The 20,229-nt window shown below is 65.5% G+C and carries 22 protein-coding genes; 9 read left to right on the top strand and 13 right to left on the bottom strand.

Features of this window, described 5'->3' with window-relative positions; genetic code table 11:
- The 3 genes from ACQG3P_RS17540 to ACQG3P_RS17530 form a co-directional block, all read right to left on the bottom strand.
- Positions 1-1,163, bottom strand: a 1,163-nt coding sequence (locus tag ACQG3P_RS17540; RefSeq protein ID WP_426805771.1) for a thiamine pyrophosphate-dependent enzyme, incomplete at its 3' end; no start/stop codon positions are given.
- Between the two features lie 77 nt (positions 1,164-1,240).
- Positions 1,241-1,792, bottom strand: coding sequence for a GNAT family N-acetyltransferase (locus tag ACQG3P_RS17535; RefSeq protein ID WP_426805770.1), 552 nt, complete (start codon positions 1,790-1,792; stop codon positions 1,241-1,243).
- 94 nt (positions 1,793-1,886) lie between these two features.
- A complete protein-coding gene (locus tag ACQG3P_RS17530) occupies positions 1,887-2,711 on the bottom strand; it encodes a glycine zipper 2TM domain-containing protein (RefSeq protein ID WP_426805769.1) in 825 nt (274 codons plus the stop codon).
- A 161-nt stretch (positions 2,712-2,872) separates the two neighbouring features.
- On the opposite strand from ACQG3P_RS17530, the gene ACQG3P_RS17525 reads away from it, so the two are divergent.
- Together ACQG3P_RS17525 and ACQG3P_RS17520 are read left to right on the top strand one after the other, a co-directional pair.
- The gene (locus ACQG3P_RS17525; protein WP_068853007.1) at positions 2,873-3,094 is read left to right on the top strand and encodes a DUF6116 family protein; all 222 of its coding nucleotides are present in this window, start codon (positions 2,873-2,875) and stop codon (positions 3,092-3,094) included.
- A complete protein-coding gene (locus tag ACQG3P_RS17520) occupies positions 3,091-3,855 on the top strand; it encodes a TatD family hydrolase (protein WP_426805768.1) in 765 nt (254 codons plus the stop codon). The genes ACQG3P_RS17525 and ACQG3P_RS17520 overlap by 4 nt, the downstream gene beginning before the upstream one ends.
- Before the next feature lie 48 nt (positions 3,856-3,903).
- On the opposite strand, the gene ACQG3P_RS17515 is transcribed toward ACQG3P_RS17520, so the two are convergent.
- From ACQG3P_RS17515 to ACQG3P_RS17505, 3 genes are all read right to left on the bottom strand, one after another.
- Positions 3,904-4,398: a hypothetical protein gene (locus ACQG3P_RS17515; RefSeq protein WP_426805767.1), complete on the bottom strand. Its 495-nt coding sequence runs from the start codon at positions 4,396-4,398 to the stop codon at positions 3,904-3,906.
- 11 nt (positions 4,399-4,409) lie between these two features.
- Positions 4,410-5,285: a hypothetical protein gene (locus ACQG3P_RS17510; protein ID WP_426805766.1), complete on the bottom strand. Its 876-nt coding sequence runs from the start codon at positions 5,283-5,285 to the stop codon at positions 4,410-4,412.
- 174 nt (positions 5,286-5,459) lie between these two features.
- A complete protein-coding gene (locus ACQG3P_RS17505; RefSeq protein WP_093532586.1) occupies positions 5,460-6,260 on the bottom strand; it encodes a tRNA threonylcarbamoyladenosine dehydratase in 801 nt (266 codons plus the stop codon).
- Between the two features lie 94 nt (positions 6,261-6,354).
- On the opposite strand from ACQG3P_RS17505, the gene ACQG3P_RS17500 reads away from it, so the two are divergent.
- Both ACQG3P_RS17500 and ACQG3P_RS17495 read left to right on the top strand, forming a co-directional pair.
- A complete protein-coding gene (locus tag ACQG3P_RS17500) occupies positions 6,355-6,792 on the top strand; it encodes a cytochrome c (RefSeq protein ID WP_095362767.1) in 438 nt (145 codons plus the stop codon).
- A 121-nt stretch (positions 6,793-6,913) separates the two neighbouring features.
- A complete protein-coding gene (locus ACQG3P_RS17495) occupies positions 6,914-7,408 on the top strand; it encodes a glycine zipper 2TM domain-containing protein (RefSeq protein WP_068853017.1) in 495 nt (164 codons plus the stop codon).
- An 85-nt stretch (positions 7,409-7,493) separates the two neighbouring features.
- Here the strand turns inward: ACQG3P_RS17495 and ACQG3P_RS17490 are convergent, their stop codons facing one another.
- Positions 7,494-7,697: a cold-shock protein gene (locus ACQG3P_RS17490; protein WP_184126650.1), complete on the bottom strand. Its 204-nt coding sequence runs from the start codon at positions 7,695-7,697 to the stop codon at positions 7,494-7,496.
- Between the two features lie 230 nt (positions 7,698-7,927).
- Here ACQG3P_RS17490 and ACQG3P_RS17485 point away from each other — a divergent pair, with 230 nt between their 5' ends.
- Positions 7,928-8,413, top strand: a complete 486-nt coding sequence (locus ACQG3P_RS17485; protein ID WP_426805765.1) for a DUF456 domain-containing protein — start codon at positions 7,928-7,930, stop codon at positions 8,411-8,413.
- Between the two features lie 140 nt (positions 8,414-8,553).
- Positions 8,554-9,711, top strand: coding sequence for a phospholipase A (locus tag ACQG3P_RS17480; protein ID WP_184126648.1), 1,158 nt, complete (start codon positions 8,554-8,556; stop codon positions 9,709-9,711).
- Positions 9,712-9,751: 40 nt separating this feature from the next.
- Here the strand turns inward: ACQG3P_RS17480 and ACQG3P_RS17475 are convergent, their stop codons facing one another.
- Positions 9,752-10,387, bottom strand: a complete 636-nt coding sequence (locus ACQG3P_RS17475) for a glutathione S-transferase family protein (RefSeq protein WP_426805764.1) — start codon at positions 10,385-10,387, stop codon at positions 9,752-9,754.
- Positions 10,388-10,476: 89 nt separating this feature from the next.
- On the bottom strand, positions 10,477-11,994 hold the full coding sequence (locus ACQG3P_RS17470; protein WP_426805763.1) for a fumarate hydratase: 1,518 nt from the start codon (positions 11,992-11,994) through the stop codon (positions 10,477-10,479).
- A gap of 190 nt (positions 11,995-12,184) precedes the next feature.
- On the opposite strand from ACQG3P_RS17470, the gene ACQG3P_RS17465 reads away from it, so the two are divergent.
- Positions 12,185-14,056 carry an ABC transporter ATP-binding protein gene (locus ACQG3P_RS17465; RefSeq protein WP_068853025.1) on the top strand — a complete coding sequence of 624 codons (1,872 nt, stop codon included), beginning with the start codon at positions 12,185-12,187 and terminating at the stop codon, positions 14,054-14,056.
- Positions 14,057-14,127: 71 nt separating this feature from the next.
- The gene (locus ACQG3P_RS17460) at positions 14,128-14,907 is read left to right on the top strand and encodes a ferredoxin--NADP reductase (RefSeq protein ID WP_068853026.1); all 780 of its coding nucleotides are present in this window, start codon (positions 14,128-14,130) and stop codon (positions 14,905-14,907) included.
- Positions 14,908-14,911: 4 nt separating this feature from the next.
- On the opposite strand, the gene ACQG3P_RS17455 is transcribed toward ACQG3P_RS17460, so the two are convergent.
- Positions 14,912-15,394 carry a glutathione peroxidase gene (locus ACQG3P_RS17455; protein WP_426805762.1) on the bottom strand — a complete coding sequence of 161 codons (483 nt, stop codon included), beginning with the start codon at positions 15,392-15,394 and terminating at the stop codon, positions 14,912-14,914.
- Between the two features lie 124 nt (positions 15,395-15,518).
- Here ACQG3P_RS17455 and ACQG3P_RS17450 point away from each other — a divergent pair, with 124 nt between their 5' ends.
- Positions 15,519-17,684, top strand: a complete 2,166-nt coding sequence (locus ACQG3P_RS17450; RefSeq protein WP_426805761.1) for a M3 family metallopeptidase — start codon at positions 15,519-15,521, stop codon at positions 17,682-17,684.
- Positions 17,685-17,826: 142 nt separating this feature from the next.
- Here ACQG3P_RS17450 and cfa read toward each other — a convergent pair whose 3' ends face one another.
- The 3 genes from cfa to ACQG3P_RS17435 form a co-directional block, all read right to left on the bottom strand.
- Positions 17,827-18,945 (bottom strand): cyclopropane fatty acyl phospholipid synthase, encoded by a 1,119-nt coding sequence (cfa, locus tag ACQG3P_RS17445; RefSeq protein WP_426805760.1) that lies wholly within the window; start codon positions 18,943-18,945, stop codon positions 17,827-17,829.
- Between the two features lie 14 nt (positions 18,946-18,959).
- Complete coding sequence (locus tag ACQG3P_RS17440) at positions 18,960-19,820, bottom strand: PdaC/SigV domain-containing protein (RefSeq protein ID WP_426805759.1); 861 nt, start codon at positions 19,818-19,820, stop codon at positions 18,960-18,962.
- 61 nt (positions 19,821-19,881) lie between these two features.
- On the bottom strand, positions 19,882-20,181 hold the full coding sequence (locus ACQG3P_RS17435; RefSeq protein WP_336443317.1) for a GNAT family N-acetyltransferase: 300 nt from the start codon (positions 20,179-20,181) through the stop codon (positions 19,882-19,884).
- Between the last annotated feature and the right edge of the window lie 48 nt (positions 20,182-20,229).

Raw genomic sequence — 20,229 nt, 5'->3', positions numbered from 1 at the left:
TGGGTGTACGGCGCCAGCGGCGCCATGATCTCGGCCAGCTCGCCCAGCTTGGGCCGCTGGTCGGCCGCGTCGGCGGCAGCGAAGCAGCGCGCGCGCATCGCCTCGTAACGCGCCAGCACCTGGGCGGGCGTCATCCAACCGGACTCCAACGCGATCTGCGCCGAGCGCAGCAGGGGATCGGCCGCCTCTGCCGCGCACAGCTCTTGCAGCGGCCGCCACTCGATCTCGAAATCCGTCCCGGCGTGACCCATCAACCGCGTGGTGCGCAGGTGCAGGAACGTCGGGCGACGGGTGCGGCGGCAATGCTCCAGCGCGCGTTGCACCTGCGCGTGGCCGCTGGCCAGGTCCAGGCCATCGGCGAAGAAGTAGTCCAGGCCGGGCCGGTGACTGAAGCTGTCGGCAATCCACCCGTCCGGCGTTTTCACCGAAATGCCGATGCCATTGTCCTCGCACACGAACAGCACCGGTGCCGGCAGGCGCTGGTAGGCAGCCCAGGCGGCGGTGTTGAACGCGGTCTGCGCGGTGGCGTGGTTGGCCGAGGCATCGCCGAAGGAACAGATCACCACGCTGTCGTCCGGAATCGGCAGGCCATGGCCGATGCGGCGCGCGGTTTCAATGGCCAGCGCGGTGCCCAGCGCCTTGGGCAGGTGCGAGGCGATGGTGGAGGTCTGCGGCAGCACCCAGAGCGGCTTGCTGCCCCAGACCTTGTGGCGCCCGCCGCTGGCCGGATCGTCGCGGCTGGCAGCGAAGGACAGCGCCGCGTCCATCACCGGGTCCATGCCTGGCAGCTGGCGGAAGCGCTCGGCCATGAACGCGCCGGAGCGGTAATGCAGGAACGCCGGATCGGTGTGCCGGGCCAGCCGCGCCACCAGCGCATTACCTTCGTGGCCGGACGAACCGATGGTGTAGAAAACCTTGTTCTGCACGCGCAGCACGCGCGCCATCAGGTCCAGGTGCCGGCTGACCAGCTGCGACTCGAACAGCGCATCGAAGCCCTGCGCATCCAGCGTGCTGCCCGGCAGGATCGGCGCATCGCTGGCGGGGCGGGATGCTGCCTGTCCGTCCCAGCACTGCACGAACTCTATGAAGTTGGCGTCGCAGACCTCGGCCCGGTTCAGGCCTTTCATGCGCGCGGGAATCGGATCGGGAACCACGGCAACCATGCACACCCTCCAACTGAGCCGAACGGACGACCGCGCCGAGCATCGCCCAAAAAGGGGACGGAGGTGGTTAAGTGGACTTAACCTCCTCCGTCCCCCGTTCGGCGCCACTCGTGGCGCGACTGTCCCCAGATCTCGATCGGCTTGCCGTCATGCGGCGGCGGCAGCTCGCCCATGCGCAGCAACGTGCTGCCCAGCTTGCGCGCGACGGCCTTGGAGTTCTCATTGGCCGCATCGATGGTGTGGATCACCTCGTCCCAGCCGAGCGTGTCGAACGCCCAGTCGATGGCGGCAACCGCCGCCTCCGGTGCGTAGCCCTTGCCCCAGCTGGCGTGGCGGATGCTCCAACCGACTTCGGTCCCAGGCCAGTCCAGCGGTTGCCACGGCCCCATGCGCCCCACCCAGTCGCCGCTGCTCTTCTCGATCACCGAAAACATCGAGAAGCCATACAGGTGCCAACTGCCCGCCAGGCAGCTGAAACTGCGCCAGGCCTGGGACGGCGCCTGCACCCCGCCCAGGTGCTGCATCACCTGCGGATCGGTGCAGAACTGCAGGAAGGCGTCGAAGTCCTCCGCGCGTGGCGGGCGCAGGATCAACCGGTCGGTTTCCAGGCGCAGATCGAAAATGCTCATGGGGTACCCCGTTGGTAAGCCGGGTGCCATCTTCGCAGAACGAAAGAGGCCGGCAAGATGCCGGCCTCTTAGTACGTACTGCACAGCGCCCCGATTACTGGCGGGCGGTATCCAGCGCGGCGGTCTGGGTGACCAGCTGGCCGTCGACGACCGGCAGGCGGTCGCTGCTGGGCTTGTTGGCCATCTTGACGGTCTTTTCAACGCCGTCGTAGCGGTAGGTCACGTCGTAGCCGGTGACGTTGCTGGTGGTGCCCATGGCGATGCGGTTGCCCGGCTTGCTGGCCATGCGCATGGTGCCGGTGGTGCCGTCTTCATTGCGGTAGGTCACGTTGTAGCCGGTGACCTTGGTCGATTCGGAGGTGGCCGTCTCGGTGTGGCACTGGCGCTCGGTGCGGTTGACCACGCGGCCACCGACATGGCGCTTGTCCACCTGATTGCCGATCACGCCGCCAGCAACGGCGCCGGCGGCGGTGGCGGCCTTGCGGCCATTGCCGCCGCCCACCTGGTTGCCCAGCAGGCCGCCGATGACGGCGCCGGCCACGGTGCCGCCGACATTGCCGTCGCGCTCGGGCAGGCGTTCCTGCACCACCACGTCGTTGCAGACCTCGTGCGGGGTCTGGGTGGTGGAGGTCTCACGCACCGGCTCGGTGCCGATCACGGTGGCGTAAGCCTTTTCCTTCTGGGTCAGCGGATCGACCTTGACCACGTCGGCGTATTCGAGCCGGCCGGCCTTGTCCACGGCGAGTTCGTCGGTGCGCGCACCATCGTCGGCCAGCGGCGTGGTGTCCAGGCTCGGACGGGTCTGCGCGGCGGTAACCGGGTCGGTGGAGCTACCGCTTTTCATGAAGGCGGCGGTGGCGATGCCCCCGACCAGCAGGGCGCCTGCAGCGACCAGGACAGTAGTAGTTGTGCTTTTCATATCCGACTCCCTGCGGGCGATCCGCAACGTTCTTGATGTGGATTCCAGCATGCGAACCCTGAACGGTATCTCCACATGACGCTTACGACCCGCCTCCCCATTCAGGTTCTGTCGTCGCAGGGCTCGTGATAGCGTTTACACCACTTGTCGAGGAGAGTGCGATGCCCGGTCCCCTGCTGCTACCCGTCATGAAATGGGCGCGCGGACTGCGTTACCCCACGCTGTTCAAGATCACCGCCGCGCTGTTCGCGGTAACACTGTTCATTCCAGACCCGATTCCGTTCGTGGATGAAATCCTGTTCGGGCTGGGCACGCTGCTGCTGGCCAACTGGAAGCGCCGCAGCGATACCCTGCCGCCGCGCCTGGACCGGCGCGACGCGTGAGCCTGATCGACAGCCACTGCCACCTGGACGCGGACGAATTCGATCACGACCGCGCCCAGGTAATCGCCCGTGCGCAGGAGGCAGGTGTCCGAACACAGGTGGTGCCCGCGGTGACCGCCGCCAGCTGGCCCAAGCTGCGTGAGACCTGCCAGCTGGCCGACGGGCTGTATCCGGCGTATGGGCTGCACCCCATGTTCCTGGACCAGCATCGCCCGGAGCACCTGGACCAGCTGCGCGAGTGGATCGCCCGCGAGCAGCCGTGTGCGGTGGGCGAATGCGGACTGGATTTCTTCGTGGAAGGCCTGGATGCCGAACAGCAGCAGTTTTACTTCGACGGGCAGCTGAGAATCGCGCGCGAGTTCGACCTGCCGGTGATCGTGCATGCCCGGCGCGCGGTGGATGCGGTGATCGCGGCAATCAAACAGGTCGGCGGATTACGTGGCGTGATCCACAGCTTCCCGGGCAGCCCGGAACAGGCCGCGCAGCTGCACAAACTCGGTTTCCTGGTCGGCCTGGGCGGTCCGCTGACCTATGACCGCGCCCAGCGCCTGCAGCGACTGGTCGCACAGCTGCCGCTGGAGCAGCTGCTGCTGGAAACCGATGCGCCGGACCAGCCGGACGCCGGTATCCGCGGCGAGCGCAATGAGCCGGCGCGGCTGACGGTGATTGCCGAAACCGTCGCGCGGTTGCGCGGCGAGTCAGTGGAGGCGATTGCCGGACAGACCGCAGCAAACGCACGCAGGCTGTTCGCCCTCAGCTAAAGCCACGCCCTGCGTGGCTTTGACCCCGGCCGACGACACGAAGAAGCTTCAGTCTTGATGTGTGGGACGCGACGGCTTTTCAGGGGTTGGACCTCCGACGGTGACGCTTCCCGTGTACCCGCTCCCGCCACCATAGCTACCGCCGCCAATTGGTCCAGAGTAGCCGCCTCCGCCAGCTCCACCGCCGCCAGTGCCACTGCCGCCCCCCGGCCTTTGTCCAACGATGGCTTCACGGTGAATGCCGTTCCAGTCCCTGCTATCGGTCATCTCGTAGGTGGTACAGACCTCTCCGTTGCAGACGATGATTTTGTCGCCGGGATTCTGCTTGTAAAACGTTTTTCCATATGCATGGTAGGCGTTGTCATCGACATACTTCCTGATGAACGCTCTGGTTGACATATCCGGGATCGGAGCTTGTCCCCAGCATGCATTGCAATGCAAAGGTCCGAAGGTTCCGGATCCCGATCCGATCGACCAGGCGGCGACCGCAACTGGAACCGCACACACGCTTACGGCAAAGACGGCAATCTTCCATCGTTTCATCGAACATTCCTTTATCGGATGCAGCAGGTTCTTCTGATTTCACTCGCAGCCATCTCCGCCGCCGAGACTTCAGCGGCAGAGAGCGCGTTACGAAGCGCCGCCAACTCCCTGCTGCGGGACGGCATGGCGTCAATCTGCTGGAGTGCGAGTTTGTGCGCGTAGGCGGCAGAGAGATCCTTGGGTGCAAGGATGCCGCGCTGATAGATGTCGCCAAGCGCATCGAGGGCATCCAGGCTTCCTGACTGCAGAGCGCGCTGGAGGAGGGAGACCGACAATCTGCGGTACTCAAGTGCTCGCTCAGGGTCTGCCAGGATGTCACCCAACGTCCCAAGCGACGCGGCGGGATCCCGCGCATACAGCAGCTGCGCTTCAACTTCGCCTTGCTGGGCAGCCTGTTCGAGCCAGTTTTCATCCAGCAGATCGCCGCTGGATAGAAGCTTGGCGCAGTTCTGAAGCTCCTTCTCCACACCGCGCATATATTGCTGACCAAGGCCTTCCCGCGCATAGGCAAGATAGACGCCCTGGTCGCCAGGCTTCATTGCCCTCCTGCATGAATCAATGCGCAGGTGAATTTCATAGCTGGCCAGACCGCTTCCGCCTCGAGCTGCCGCCAGCCTCTGGCTGACGAACTCCAAGGCATCACCTTCAAGATCCATCGGTGGGGACTTGATGTAATAGGCACGACCCTGGATCAACTGCCTGCGCGTTGCCGACTCCGGGGACGCCGGGTTGCTGCGGTAACCGTGGCGCACCTGCGTCGCTTCTGCAGCCGCGCCGATCCGCACGGACTTGAATGGTGCATCCACGACTGATTCGGAGGCTCGGAGCCAGAGATAACCGGCCCCACTTCCCACCAGCAACAACAATGCCGCGCAAAGGACGCGCATCAGACCCTCCTTGACCACAAATAAAGCGACTCCAGATCGCTTCCAATGCCGTCAATTGTGTCTGCTTGAATCGTTTGCCTGCATCATCGAAAACCGGGCACACAGGTGAGGAATCGCCGCGCCAATTCGTAAGGCGAATACGGGGGCGAAAACGCAAGGCAGTAGCTCGATGCGCTAGACCCGTGCAGGTTTGCTCTTCAACAGCATCTCCAACGCCTTGCCCACCGCCGCGAACGCGAAGGCGCCGGTAATATGCGTGGCCGCGCCCAGCCCCGCGCCGCAGTCCAGCTTCAACGCGGCATCGGCGCCCAGCTGCGGGCGTACCCCGCACACGCTGCCATCGGCCTGCGGGTACTTCACGTTTTCCAGCGAGTACACCGCCGGTACGCCGAAGTAGCGCGAGGCGTTCTTCGGGAAGTTGAAATCGCTGCGCAGCTTCTTGCGGATCAGGGCCAGCATGGCGTCGTGCTCGGTGCGCGAGACGTCACGGATGCGCACCAGGGTCGGGTCGGTACGGCCACCGGCCGCGCCCACGGTGAGGATGGGCAGCTTGCGGCGGCGGCACCAGGCAATGGTTTCCACCTTGACCCGGAAGCTGTCGCAGGCGTCGATGACCAGGTCGAAGTCGCGGTCGAGCAGCTCGACCATGTTCGACACGGTCAGGAAGGAAGCAACCGCATCAACGCTGATGTCCGGGTTGATCGCAACGCAGCGCTCGGCCATTGCCTCGGCCTTGTTGCGCCCGTACTGCCCGGCCAGTGCTGGCAGCTGGCGGTTGGTGTTGGACACGCAGATGTCGTCGGCGTCGATCAGGGTCAGGTGCCCCACCGCCGTGCGCGCCAGCGCTTCCACCACCCACGAGCCCACCCCGCCCATGCCGACCACCGCCACCCGGCGCTGCGACAGCTGGTCCACGGTGCCCACCCCATACAACCGGTCGATGCCGGCAAAGCGTTCGCGCAATACGTCGTTCATGCCGCCCATTTTAGACGGCCCGGCGCCCGCCACGTACGTTCGTGATGCGGCCAGCGGTAGGATGCAGCGAGCCACCCACAAGGAAGCCACCCGCATGAATGCCCCCGTCCCCACCCGCCGCCCGTCCGCCGCTTACCGCTACCTGTTTGTCGCAGGCCTGGGGCTGGTGATCGGCCTGGTCGCCACGGTGATGGTGTCCCGCGCGATCCAGGCCCGCCAGGACCCGTTCCCCGGCAGCCTGATGCACGTGATGGAGCGCCAGGTGGCGCTGTTGCGCGATGCGCAGGCGCAGAACCGCTGCAGCCTGGCCGACAGCGTGCCGCGCCTGCAGACGCTGCGCTCGCTGTCCAACGATCTGGACCTTGCGTTCCCCGACCTGAAGGACAGTGCGCAGTTCCAGCAGCACGCCAGCGGCCTGCGCGCCACGCTCAACACCGCGCTGGCGGCGCCGCCTACCGACTGCGTGGCCATGGGCCAGCTGGTCGAAAAGATCCAGACCGACTGCAAGGCCTGCCACCAAGATTTCCGCTGATTCATCTGGCAGCCACGAAGCGGTGGCCGGATTGGCACCCTGTTCACGCGGGACAGGACAGGATCTGCGCCATGCGCCCCAGACGCATTCACGACCACCCCTTCTGGCCAGGAGAACCACCATGAAGATCCAACTCATTGCTGCCGCCGCCGTCGCTACCGTCGCGCTGGCCGGCTGTGCCACCACCTCGCCTGGCTACGGCGGCGGCTACAACAACAACGGCTACAACAACGGCTATAACAACAGCGGCAACTACAACACCAACCGCTGCGCCGATTGCGGCATCGTGACCCGCATCAACCAGGTGGCCTCCGGCCGCACCGCCCCCAGCGCCACCGGCGCGATCCTGGGCGGCCTGGTCGGCGCCGTGGCCGGCCATGAAATCTCCGACCACACCGGCGGCAGCAAGGGCAACCAGAACATCGCCGCCGCTGCGGGCGCGGTGGGCGGTGCGCTTGCCGGCAACCAGATCCAGAAGAACGTGACCAGCGATACCTTCGACATCACCGTGCGCATGGACGACGGCCGAACCGTGGTAGTGAACCAGCGTGACCTCGGCGGGATCCGCGAAAACACCTACGTACGCGTGGTCAACGGTCGCGTAGTCCTGCGCTGATCCACTGCACCGCTGCAGCGTGAAAGCAAAGGGCCCGCTTGCGCGGGCCCTTTCCATGTTCCGATCAGACCGGAGCAGTGCGCGCTTAGAGCGGGCGCACCTTGTCGGCCTGCAGGCCCTTCTGGCCCTGGGTCACTTCAAACTCGACCGCTTGGCCTTCCTTGAGGCTCTTGAAGCCTTGGGATTCGATTGCACGGAAGTGTACGAACACGTCCTCACCGCTTTCACGGCTGATGAAACCGAAACCCTTCGCGTCATTGAACCACTTGACGGTGCCCTTCTCTGCCATCTTCCTTACTCCCTGACTGTCTTGTAGTTGGTTACGCCTTGTGGGCGGCTGACAAGCAAGGGGGAAGCGAGGTGCATCGATGGAGCGGATCGGAAGATCTACCATCATCAGGCCACGATCCACGGTGACCTTGCCAAGCTCAGCGTCTGCAACTTAACCCGGGCAAAATGAAAAAGCAACTGGCTTATTTCACGTATGTCAACCCCAAATAGACAACCATACTGGACAGCATGGACCCTTCATTCATCTTTTACCTGATCGCCCTGGTGCTGGTCCTGGTCGGTATCGCCGGCATCATCCTGCCCGCCCTGCCCGGGATCCCGCTGGTCTTCGCCGGTCTGCTGGTGGCGGCCTGGGGCGACGGCTTCGTGCATGTGGGCTGGGTACCGCTGACAGTGCTAGGCCTGCTGACGCTGACCTCCTTCGCCGTGGACGTGTTGGCCACGGTAGTGGGCGCCAAGCGGGTCGGGGCCAGCCGCAAGGCGCTGTGGGGTACGTTCATCGGCAGCATCGTCGGCTTGTTCTTCATGCCGATCGGCCTGTTCGCCGGACCACTGGCCGGCGCGTTGCTCGGCGAGTACTGGCATACGCGCGAACTGGGCCGGTCCACCAAGGTGGGGTTGGCCACCTGGCTGGGCATCCTGCTGGGGTTCGCACTCAAGCTGGCGCTGGTGATCGCGATGCTGGGCATCTTCGCGTTCGCCTGGTTCTTCTGAGCCCGGCCAGCTTCACGTTGCGCGCACTGGGGACACCGGCATAAACGCGCTGATCCCGTCAGTGCGTCGCGTTGCGCTGGCGGGAACGTCGGGCAGCCGCCACACTGTCCGCGCTCCCCTCCATTCATCGGCCCGCCTCCATGACCCACCGCCCACGTTCGGCCCTGTTCTCTGCCTTGGCGCTGGCCAGCGCCAGCCTGCCGCTGGCCGCCCAGGAAGCCGCGCCGACGCCGGCATCGCCTGAAGCCTGCGCCCTGGTGGGCACCGATGTGGCCCGCCTGGCCTGCTACGACAAGCTGTTCCGGCCCACGGTGGAAACCACCCAGGCGGCCGATGCCGCTGCCACCGCCGCCAAGCAGGAGCGTCGCGAAGAGCGCCAGGCGGCGCGCACGCCCGATGCGCCGCCCACCGAACGGGTCAAGCAGCGGCTGGGCGAGGTTTTCAAGAACGATGGCCATGATTCCGCGCTGGCCAATGCCGGCAAGGGTTCGCTGCTGGACAGCCGCTGGGAACTGGCGCAGGACTCCAAGCTGGGGGCGTTCCAGCTGCGCGCCTACAAGCCGGTGTACCTGCTGCCCGCGTTCTGGACCAGCGACAAGAACCAGATGCCGCACTCGCCCAACCCGGACAACACGGTGACCACGCCACAGCAGCTGGACAGCAACGAGCTGAAGTTCCAGCTGAGCTTCAAGACCAAGGTCTGGGAGAACGTGTTCGGCGACAACGGCGACATCTGGGCCGGGTATACCCAGAGCTCGCGCTGGCAGGCCTACAACGCCGACAACTCGCGCCCGTTCCGCGAAACCAATTACGAGCCGGAGATCATGATGGTCTTCCGCAACGGCTATTCCATCGGCGGCTGGCGCGGGCGCATGAGCGGGCTCAGCCTCACCCACATGTCAAACGGCCGCGCCGACCCGCTGTCGCGCAGCTGGAACCGGGTGATCGCCAACATCGGCCTGGACCGCGAAAACTGGGCGCTGGTGCTGCGCCCGTGGTACCGCCTGCCCGAAGACCGCGAAGACGACAACAACCCGGACATCGAGGATTACATGGGCCGCGGCGACGCGACCCTGACCTGGAACCGCAACGGCCACGAAGTTTCGCTGATGGCGCGGCATTCACTGCGCGGTGGCGACCGTTCGCACGGGGCGCTGCAGCTGGATTACGGCTTCCCGATCAGCAACCTGCTGCGCGGGCATGTGCAGATCTTCGATGGGTACGGTGAAAGCATGATCGATTACAACCACAAGGCGACCTACATCGGCCTGGGTGTGTCGTTGCTGGAGTGGTACTGACGCTGCGCCGCAGCCACGCCGGGCGCGGCGCTACGCGGTATCACCGCCAGTCGGTGATGCCTTCGCGGCGGTAGGCTTCGGCGAACGCCGGGCGCGCTTTGATGCGCTCTGCGTAGGCCTTCAGTTCCGGCCAGGTATCGCTGGGGCGCGGCATGTTGCGTGACCAGCGCATCAGCATCACCAGCATGAAATCGACCACGCTGATGCGTTCGCCCAGCACGTACGGCCCCGCCTGCTGCAGGTGCTCGGCGAACCGTGTCCACCCCGCTTCCAGCTGCTGGCGCGCGCCCTCGCGTACCGCGTCCACGTTGTCCGCACCGGCCACTTCATCGGCATAGAACCACGCGCGATACGCCGGCTGCAGGGTGTTGGCGCACCAGAACATCCACCGATAGGCCTGTGCACGCTCGGGCGTGCCCGGCGCCGGCAGCAGCCCCGCCTGCGGGTGCAGGTCGGCCAGGTGCAGGGCGATCGCCGCCGCTTCGGTCAGGACCTGGCTGCCGATCACCAGCGTGGGCACGCGACCGGCCGGGTTGAGGGCCAGGTAATCGGCCGATTTCTGCTCGCGGGTATCGAAATCGAGCAGCACCAGTTTGTGCTCGATGCCCAGTTCGATCAGCAGCCAATGCACCACCAGCGAGGCGGTGCTGGAGGATCCGTACAACGTGGTGGCCATGCGCGGGACCTGCGGTTGGGAAGGCCCTGATTATGCGCGCGTCGGTAGAACGAACAACGGCGCCCAGAAGCGCCGTTGTTCAAGAAGCATCAGGCCACGACCACCGGGATCCTGCCGATCTTCGCCTGCCATTCGCGCGGGCCGGTGATGTGCACCGATTCACCCGTGGAATCCACCGCCACGGTCACCGGCATGTCCTGCACGGTGAATTCGTAGATCGCTTCCATGCCCAGGTCGGCAAAGCCGACCACCTTGGCCGCCTTGATCGCCTTGGACACCAGGTAGGCAGAGCCGCCCACCGCCATCAGGTAAGCCGACTTGTTGTCACGGATCGCCTCGATCGCGGCCGGGCCGCGCTCGGCCTTGCCGACCATGCCCAGCAGGCCGGTCTGTTCCAGCACCTGGCGGGTGAACTTGTCCATGCGGGTGGCGGTGGTCGGGCCGGCCGGGCCCACCACTTCCTCGCGGACCGGATCGACCGGACCCACGTAATAGATGAAGCGGCCCTTGAGGTCGACCGGCAGCGGCTCGCCCTTGTTGAGCATGTCCACCATGCGCTTGTGCGCGGCATCGCGGCCGGTGAGCAGCTTGCCGTTGAGCAGCAGGGTCTCGCCCGGCTTCCAGCTGGCCACGTCTTCCGGGGTGATGGTATCCAGGTCGACGCGGGTGCCCTTGGAGGCGTCGTAGGTGATCTGCGGCCAGTCTTCCAGCGACGGCGGGTCCAGCATCACCGGGCCGCTGCCGTCCAGGGTGAAGTGGGCGTGGCGGGTGGCGGCGCAGTTGGGGATCATCGCCACCGGCAGGTTGGCCGCGTGGGTCGGGAAGTCCTTGACCTTGATGTCCAGCACCGTGGTCAGGCCGCCCAGGCCCTGTGCGCCGATGCCAAGTGCGTTGACCTTGTCATACAGCTCCAGGCGCAGTTCTTCGGCGCGGTTGGAGGCGCCACGGGCCTTGAGTTCGTTGATGTCGATCGGCTCCATCAGCGATTCCTTGGCCAGCAGCATCGCCTTTTCAGCAGTGCCACCGATGCCGATGCCGAGCATGCCTGGCGGGCACCAGCCGGCGCCCATGGTCGGCACGGTCTTGAGCACCCAGTCCACGATGGAGTCGGACGGGTTGAGCATGGCGAATTTGCTCTTGGCTTCCGAACCGCCGCCCTTGGCCGCCACGATCACGTCCACGGTGTCGCCCGGCACGATCTTCATGTTGACCACGCCCGGGGTGTTGTCCTTGGTATTGACGCGCTTGCCGGCCGGATCGGCCAGCACCGAGGCGCGCAGCTTGTTGTCCGGGTGGTTGTACGCGCGGCGCACGCCTTCATTGGCCATGTCTTCCAGGCTCATGGTGGCGTCGTCCCAGCGCACGTTCATGCCCACTTCCAGGAACACGGTGACGATGCCGGTGTCCTGGCAGATCGGCCGATGGCCTTCGGCGCACATGCGGGAATTGATCAGGATCTGGGCCATCGCTTCCTTCGCGGCCGGCGACTCCTCGCGCTCGTAGGCGGCGGTGAGGCTCTTGATGTAGTCGACCGGGTGGTAGTACGAGATGTACTGCAGCGCGTCGGCGATGGACTGGATGAGGTCTTCCTGCTTGATCGATGTCACGTAATGCTCGCTTGCTCGGGGCTGGCGGGGGTAAGCCCACCATTTTAGCGCCCCGGCCCGGCGGTGGTGGGAATCACTCCCGACAACTGCGCCGGGCCCTGTCACAGCAGGCAATCCCGGCCGGACTTACAGGATGACACCCCCTGGTAAACAACCGGGCTTCACAGCGATGGCAGGCACAATGTCGGCCATGCCCGCCTCCCCCGCCGCCGGCGCTTCCGGCCCTAAGAATCCCAGCCTGCGCGAACGCTTCCAGGCGATGCGCAACCTGCCCCCGTTCCTGCGCCAGGTCTGGCAGACCAGCCCGGCACTGGCCAGCGCCAGCCTGGGGCTGCGCGTCATCCGCGCGTTGCTGCCGGTGGCGATGCTGTACGTGGGCAAGCTCATCATCGATGCGGCGCTGCTGCTGAGCCGGCACGAGGCCGGCTTCCCGCCGTTCGATGAAGCGCTGTACAGCGGCCTGCTCAATCCCCTGCTGGGCCTGCTGGCGCTGGAATTCGGCCTGGCCATCGCCTCGGACCTGCTCGGCCGGATCGTCAGCTACGCCGACACCCTGCTCTCGGAGCTGTTCACCAACGTCACCAGCGTGCGCCTGATGGAACACGCGGCAGAGCTGGACCTGGAGGACTTCGAGGACCCGGACCTGCAGGACAAGCTGGACCGCGCCCGGCGCCAGACCATGGGCCGGATGAACCTGATGAGCCAGTTGTTCGGCCAGGTCCAGGACGCCATCACCGTGGCCAGCCTGGCGGTGGGCCTGCTGGTCTACGCGCCGTGGTTGATCCTGCTGCTGGGCGTGGCACTGGTGCCGGCGTTCATCGGCGAATCGCACTTCAACGCGGCCGGCTACAGCCTGAACTTCCAGTGGACCCCCGAGCGCCGCCAGCTGGACTACCTGCGCCAGATCGGTGCCAGCGTGGAAACCGCCAAGGAGGTGAAGATCTTCAACCTCCACCGCTTCCTGATCGACCGCTACCGGTTCCTGGCCGACAAGTTCTTCCGCGCCAACCGCGCGCTGGCGCGCAAACGCGCGTTCTGGGGCACCCTGCTGGCCGCCCTGGGCACGCTCGGCTACTACACCGCCTATGCCTACATCGCCTGGCGCACGGTGCGCGGCGACTTCTCCATCGGCGACCTGACCTTCCTGGCCGGCAGCTTCCTGCGCCTGCGCCAGCTGCTGGAAGGCCTGCTGATCGGCTTTTCGCAGGTGGCCAGCCAGGCGCTGTACCTGGACGATCTGTTTTCGTTCTTCCAGATCCAGCCGGAAATCCATTCGCGCCCCGACGCGGTGCCGGTGCCGCAGCCGATCACCCAGGGCTTCGTGTTCGAGAACGTGGGCTTCCAGTATCCCGACGCGGAAAGCTGGGCGGTGCGCCATCTCGATTTCGAGCTGCGCGCGGGCGAAGTGCTGGCCCTGGTCGGCGAGAACGGCGCTGGCAAGACCACGCTGGTGAAGCTGCTGGCGCGGCTGTACGACCCGGACGAAGGCCGCATCCTGCTCGACGGCCGCGACCTGCGCGACTACGACCTGGACGACCTGCGCGCCAACATGGGGGTGATCTTCCAGGATTTTGTGCGCTACAACCTCAGTGCCGGCGAGAACATCGGGGTGGGCCTGGTCGAAGCGATGACCGACGATGCGCGCATCCGCGACGCCGCGCGCCGTGGCATGGCCGAAGATGTGATCGCCGGGCTGCCGCAGGGCTACGAGCAGCTGATCGGGCGCCGTTTCAAGCAGGGCGTGGACCTGTCCGGCGGCCAGTGGCAGAAGATCGCCATCGCCCGCGCCTACATGCGCGATGCGCAGGTGATGATCCTGGACGAACCCACTGCCGCGCTGGATGCGCGCGCCGAGTTCGAGGTATTCCAGCGCTTCAAGGAGCTGTCCGACAACCGCACCGCCGTGCTGATCTCGCACCGGTTCTCCTCGGTGCGCATGGCCGACCGGATCCTGGTGCTGGCCGGTGGGCGGATCGAGGCCAGTGGCACCCACGCCCAGCTGATGGCGCAGGGAGGCCGCTACGCCGAGCTGTTCGAACTGCAGGCGGCGGGATATCGCTGAACGGGGTTCAATGAGAATTTATCTCATTTGAGATAAACTGGGCGGGACAACACAGATCAGACCCCCTCCCCATGTCTTCCGCTTTCGGCGCCGAAACGGTGCTTGAGGTCCGTCACTGGACCGACGCCTACTTCAGCTTCACCACGACCCGCGACAGCGGTTTCCGCTTCGAGAACGGCCAGTTCGTGATGATCGGCCTGGAAACCGAAGCGCGGCCGCTGCTGCGCGCGTATTCCATCGCCAGCGCGAACTGGGAAGAGAACCTGGAATTCTTCAGCATCAAGGTCCAGGACGGCCCGCTGACCTCGCGCCTGCAGCACATCAAGCCGGGCGACAAGGTGCTGGTCGGCAAGAAGCCCACCGGCACCCTGCTGATCAGCGACCTGCACCCGGGCAAGCACCTGTACCTGCTGGGCACCGGCACCGGCCTGGCGCCGTGGCTGTCGGTGATCAAGGACCCGGAAACCTACGAGCGCTTCGACAAGGTGATCCTGACCCACGGCGTGCGCTACGAAAAGGACCTGGCCTACCGCGAGCTGTTCGAGAAGGAACTGCGCGAGCATGAGTTCCTGGGCGAGATGATCGGCGACAAGCTGCTCTACTACCCGGCGGTGACCCGCGAACCGTTCCCGAACCAGGGCCGGCTGACCTCGCTGATGGAAAGCGGCGAGATGCAGCGCACCCTGGGCCTGCCCGAACTGAGCCCGGAAAACGACCGCGCCATGATCTGCGGCAGCCCGCAGATGCTGGCCGACCTGCGCAGCGTGCTGGACGCCCGTGGCTTCCAGACTTCGCCGCGGATCGGTACGCCCGGTCACTACGTCTTCGAGCGTGCGTTCGTCGAAAAGTAAATGACTACTCCAGCGCGGCTTCGATATCGCCGCGCAGGTTTTCGGGTTTGTCCGTGGGGGCGTAGCGTTCGAGCACCTTGCCATCACGGCCGACCAGGAACTTGCTGAAGTTCCATTTGATCGCGCCGATGCCCAGCAGGCCGGACTTCTCGGCCTTGAGCCATTTCCACAGCGGGTGCGCGCCATCCCCGTTGACCTCGATCTTCTCCGAGAGCGGGAAGTCCACCTCATAGGTCAGCGAGCAGAAACTGCGGATCTCGTCCGCGTTGCCGGGTTCCTGATGGCCGAACTGATCGCACGGGAAGCCGATCACCACCAGGCCCTGGTCGCGATACGCCCGCCACACCTCCTCCAGGCCCTTGTACTGGGGCGTGAACCCGCATTTGCTGGCCACGTTCACCAGCAGCAGCGCCTTGCCACGGTACTGGTCAAGGTCCTGCTTCCGGCCGTCCAGGTCCACGAACGAGAAATCGAAGGCGGTGGTCATGGTCGTGCTCCAGGGAGGGGTGTGGCCATTGTATCGATACGACCACCGCACATGCCTTTCGACACAAGCCCCCACCCCTCACCCCGGGTTAACCTCGGGCACTTGTCTGACCGGAGATTACCCCTTGACCACCCGCCTTGCCCTTGCCGTCGCCGTGACCCTCGGCCTTGCCCTGCCCGCCTATTCCGCCGTTGCCGCCGCGCCTGCGGCCAGCGCTGCCCAGCAGGCCAACCCGTTCTTCGCCGACAGCACCCTGCCGCTGCACTACCCGCAGTTCGACAAGATCAAGGACAGCGACTTCGCCCCCGCCTTCGATGCCGGCATGGCCCAGCAGCTGAAGGAAGTGGAGACCATCGCCAACAACAAGGCCAAGCCGACCTTCGACAACACCCTCATCGCCCTGGAAAAGAGCGGTGACACCCTCGACCGTGCGACCACCGTGTTCTTCAGCCTGGTCGGCGCCGATACCAACGATGCGCGCAAGAAGCTGCAGGCCGACTACTCGGCAAAGTTCGCCGCGCACAGCGATGCGATCGCGCTGAACGGCAAGCTGTTCGCCCGCATCCAGGCCCTGTATGACACCCGCACCCAGCTCGGGCTGGACGCCGAAGGCGTGCGCTTGGTCGAGAAGTACTACGAGAGCTACGTGCGCGCCGGCGCCAAGCTCAATGACGCCGACAAGACCAAGCTCAAGGAAATGAACGCCGAGCTGGCCAACCTGGGCACCAAGTTCAGCCAGAACGTGCAGAACGAAGTGAACGCCTCGGCCGTGATCGTCGACGACGTCAAGCAGCTGGACGGCCTGTCGGCCGAACAGATCGCTGCCGCCTCCGAAGCGGCCAAGGCCCGCAAGCTGGACGGCAAGTACGTCATCGCCCTGCTCAACACCACCGGCCAGCCGCCGCTGACCAACCTGGCCAACCGCGACCTGCGCAAGAAGATCTACGATGCCTCGGTCACCCGTGGCAGCCGCGGTGGCGAGTTCGACAACACCGCGCTGGTCGCGCGCATCATGCAGCTGCGTGCCGACAAGGCCAAGCTGATGGGCTTTGACAACTTCGCCGCCTACAACCTGACCAACCAGACCGCCAAGACCCCCGAAGCGGTCAACGCCATGCTCGGCCAGCTCGCCCCGGCTGCGGTCGCCAACGCCAAGCGCGAAGCGGCCGACCTGCAGGCGATGATCGACAAGGAACAGAAGGCCGCCGGCAAGAAGAGCTTCCAGCTGGAAGCATGGGACTGGGCCTACTACAGCGAGAAGGTGCGCCAGGCCAAGTACAACTTCGACGAATCCCAGCTCAAGCCGTACTTCGAGCTGAAGAACGTGCTGGAAAACGGCGTGTTCTTCGCCGCCAACCAGGAATACGGCCTGACCTTCAAGCAGCGCACCGACCTGCCGGTCTACCACGACGACGTGACCGTCTACGACGTGTTCGACGCCGATGGCAGCCAGCTGGCGATCTTCATCTTCGACCCGTACGCACGCGCGTCCAAGCGTGGCGGTGCGTGGATGAACTCCTATGTGTCGCAGTCCAAGCTGACCGGCTTCAAGCCGGTGGTGGCCAACCACCTCAACATTCCCAAGCCGCCGGCCGGCCAGCCGACCCTGCTGACCTGGGATGAAGTGACCACCACCTTCCACGAATTCGGCCACGCCCTGCACGGCATGTTCTCGAACGTGAAGTACCCCTACTTCTCGGGCACCTCGGTGCCGCGTGACTTCGTCGAGTTCCCCTCGCAGGTCAACGAGATGTGGTCGGACAACCCGCTCATCCTGAAGAACTACGCCAAGCACTACCAGAACGGCACCGCGATGCCGCAGGCGCTGCTGGACAAGGTGATCGCCGCAGCCAAGTTCAACCAGGGCTTTGCCACCACCGAGTACCTGGGTGCGGCCATGCTGGACCAGCGATGGCACCAGATCGGCCCGGACCAGGTGCCGGCCGCCAAGGACGTGATGGCCTTCGAGCGCGCGGCGCTGGAGAAGGACGGCATCTACTACGCGCCGGTACCGCCGCGCTACAAGACCCCGTACTTCAGCCACATCATGGGCGGCTACTCGGCCGGCTACTACGCCTACATCTGGTCGGAAGTGCTGGACGCCAACACCCAGAAGTGGTTCCGCGACAACGGCGGCCTGAGCCGCAAGAACGGCGACCACTTCCGCGCCACCCTGCTCTCCAAGGGCGGCAGCGTGGATGCGATGCAGCTGTTCCAGAACTTCGCCGGCCACGAACCGCAGATCGAGCCGCTGCTGGAAAAGCGTGGGCTGGTTCCGGAAAAGAAGTAACGCGCCTGTAAGTCAGAACCGCCCGGCACATGCCGGGCGGTTTTTTTCTGCTGCGTCAGGTTCATCGCGGACACGCATGGCGTGCCCCTAAGTAGCGACATGCCATGCATGTCCTTGGCCATGCCACACCGTTCGCGTGCGATCACCTCGGTGCGACATACCCGCCCGGAACGCCGTTCGGCGACAGCACCAGCTGCCACAACTGGGCGTGCCGGCAGCGGAAGCTGGCCATCGAGCCGGCCAGGTAGAACCGCCACATGCGCTTGAAGCGTTCGTCGTAGCGTTGCGGGTCCAGCCGTGACCAGGCCGCCTCCACGTTGCTGCGCCAGGCCTGCAGCGTTCGGTCGTAGTCGGCGCCGAAACTGTGCCAGTCCTCCAGCACGAACAGGCCTTCATAGGCGGCAGTGATCTGCGCCGCCGACGGCAGCATCGAGTTGGGGAAGATGTAGCGCGCGATCCACGGGTCGGTGCGGTGGCGCGAGAGATTGCGGCCGATGCTGTGCAGCAGGAACAACCCGTCCGCTGCCAGGCAACGCCGCGCCATCTCGAAATAGCTGCGGTAGTTCTTGTCGCCGACGTGTTCGAACATGCCTACCGACAGGATCGCGTCAAAGGTCTCGTCGACATCGTGGTAGTCCTGCAGGCGGATCTCGATCGGCAGCCCGGCGCACAGCTCACGTGCGTACTCGGCCTGCTCCTGCGAGATGGTGATGCCCACGCCGGAGACGCCGTAGCGTTCGGCGGCGAACTTCAGGGCCTCGCCCCAGCCGCAGCCGATGTCGAGCACGCGTTGGCCGGGGCGCAGCCGTAGCTTTCGGCAGATCAGGTCGAGCTTGGCTTCCTGCGCGGTGTCCAGATCGTCCGCGCCCGCCCAGTACCCACAGCTGTAGACCAGCCGCTTACCCAGCATCGCGCCGTAAAGATCGTTGCCCAGATCGTAATGGCGACGACCCACCTCGAGGTTGCCGCCGCCGGACTGCAGGTTGAACAGCCGCGCCCTGAGCGCGTCACCCAGTTCGCGCCAGCCGTGCACGCGTTCATCCAGGTGCGCCTGCATCAGGTGCAGCAGGAACCCGTCCAGCGAGGCCGCGTCCCATTGCCCGTCCATGTAGCTTTCGCCCAGGCCGAGCGACCCGTGCGCGATCACGCGCGCGTAGAAGTGCGGGTCGTGCACCTGGATGTCGTGCGGACGCTCACCATCAACGGTGACGTCCGCCTCGTGCAGCAACTCGATGACCCGTCGTTGCAGCCCCCCGTCCACGGCCGCCCTCCCCACTAGCCCTTGGCGAACAGCCCGGCGTAGGCCGGGGCCACGTGCGGTGCCAGCACGGCGGCGGGCACGTCCACGGTCTGGGTGCCATCCGAGTACGGGCCCACCTGGTACGGCGGGAACACGAAACGCACGGCGGTGATCAGTCCGTTGGGATCGGTCATCGGCTGGAACTGGCTGAAATTGTCGGCGCTGGCCCCGGTGCCGTCGGCGATCATGCGGCTGGCGCTGCGCAGCGATTCCTGCAGCTGGCCCGGGTCCATGTCCTCGCTGCTCAGCCGGGTCGCCACGCGCTCCTTGAGCTGGTCGGCGATGTAGTCGCTGACCACGCCCCAGCCTTTGGTATCGGCAATCAGCTTGTCGGCGGTGAGCATGGTCTGCGTTTCCGGCAGCCACACAAAACGCGCCACCAGCGGTTCGCCATGGGCACCGCCGGTATAACGGCTGCCGTCGGCGCTGATCACCACCAGCTGCGGGGTCTCCAGCACCTTTTCGAAACTCAGCGACAGCTCGTAGGGCATGGTCGGCTTGTCGTTGCCCAGGCCGTCCACGGCCTGCTGCAGTTCAGCGCGCGCCGCCGTGGCGTAGTCCGACAGCGCCTTGGCCAGTCCGGGGAAGCGGTTCACGTCCTGCGGGTAGCTGATGCCCACCACCGCCTGCGGGGTGTTTTCAATGACGTCACGCAGCTCCAGCGGCGCCTCGACGGCGGCCTGCGGCGCGGTGGCATCCGGCTGTGCGGTGGTGGCGTCGGTTGCCGGTGCGACGGCGGTATCCGCCTCGCGCTTGCAGCCGGCCAGCAGCACCAGACCCACGGCCAACGCCAGCGCGCCGGTACGCAGCGCGCGGCGGTTTCCTGCGATGTTCATTGCAATCCCCTTGTTGAAACCCAGCATGATGATCCTTCGTCCGTGAAAAAAACTCTTCCTGCTACGCCAGCAGGTCGTCGTACTCGGTGTGCCGTTGGAAGAACTGCTCGGCGTAGGCACACGCCGGCACCACCTTGTACTTGTTGTCACGCGCGTAGCGCAGGGCGACCTTGGTCAGCTCCCCGGCGATGCCCCGGCCGGCAATGGCCTCGGGCACCTCGGTATGGGTGATGACCATCCGCTTCCGCTTGATCTGGTAATCCAGCAGCGCCAGATACCCCTGGATCCGGGCCTGGAACCGGTGGCGGGCCAGATCGTGCTCCACCTCGTACGCCAATCCGGGCGGGGTGACCGAAGCCATGGGCGGTGTCTCCTGCGGCGACTGTCGCGATAGTGCGCAGCGTAGCGC

It is taken from the genome of Stenotrophomonas sp. SrG, from assembly GCF_050031795.1.
In the GTDB taxonomy this organism is placed as follows: domain Bacteria; phylum Pseudomonadota; class Gammaproteobacteria; order Xanthomonadales; family Xanthomonadaceae; genus Stenotrophomonas; species Stenotrophomonas rhizophila_A.
Note: the sequence above shows the minus strand (reverse complement) of the source record. Positions and strands in the feature narration are given on the sequence as shown.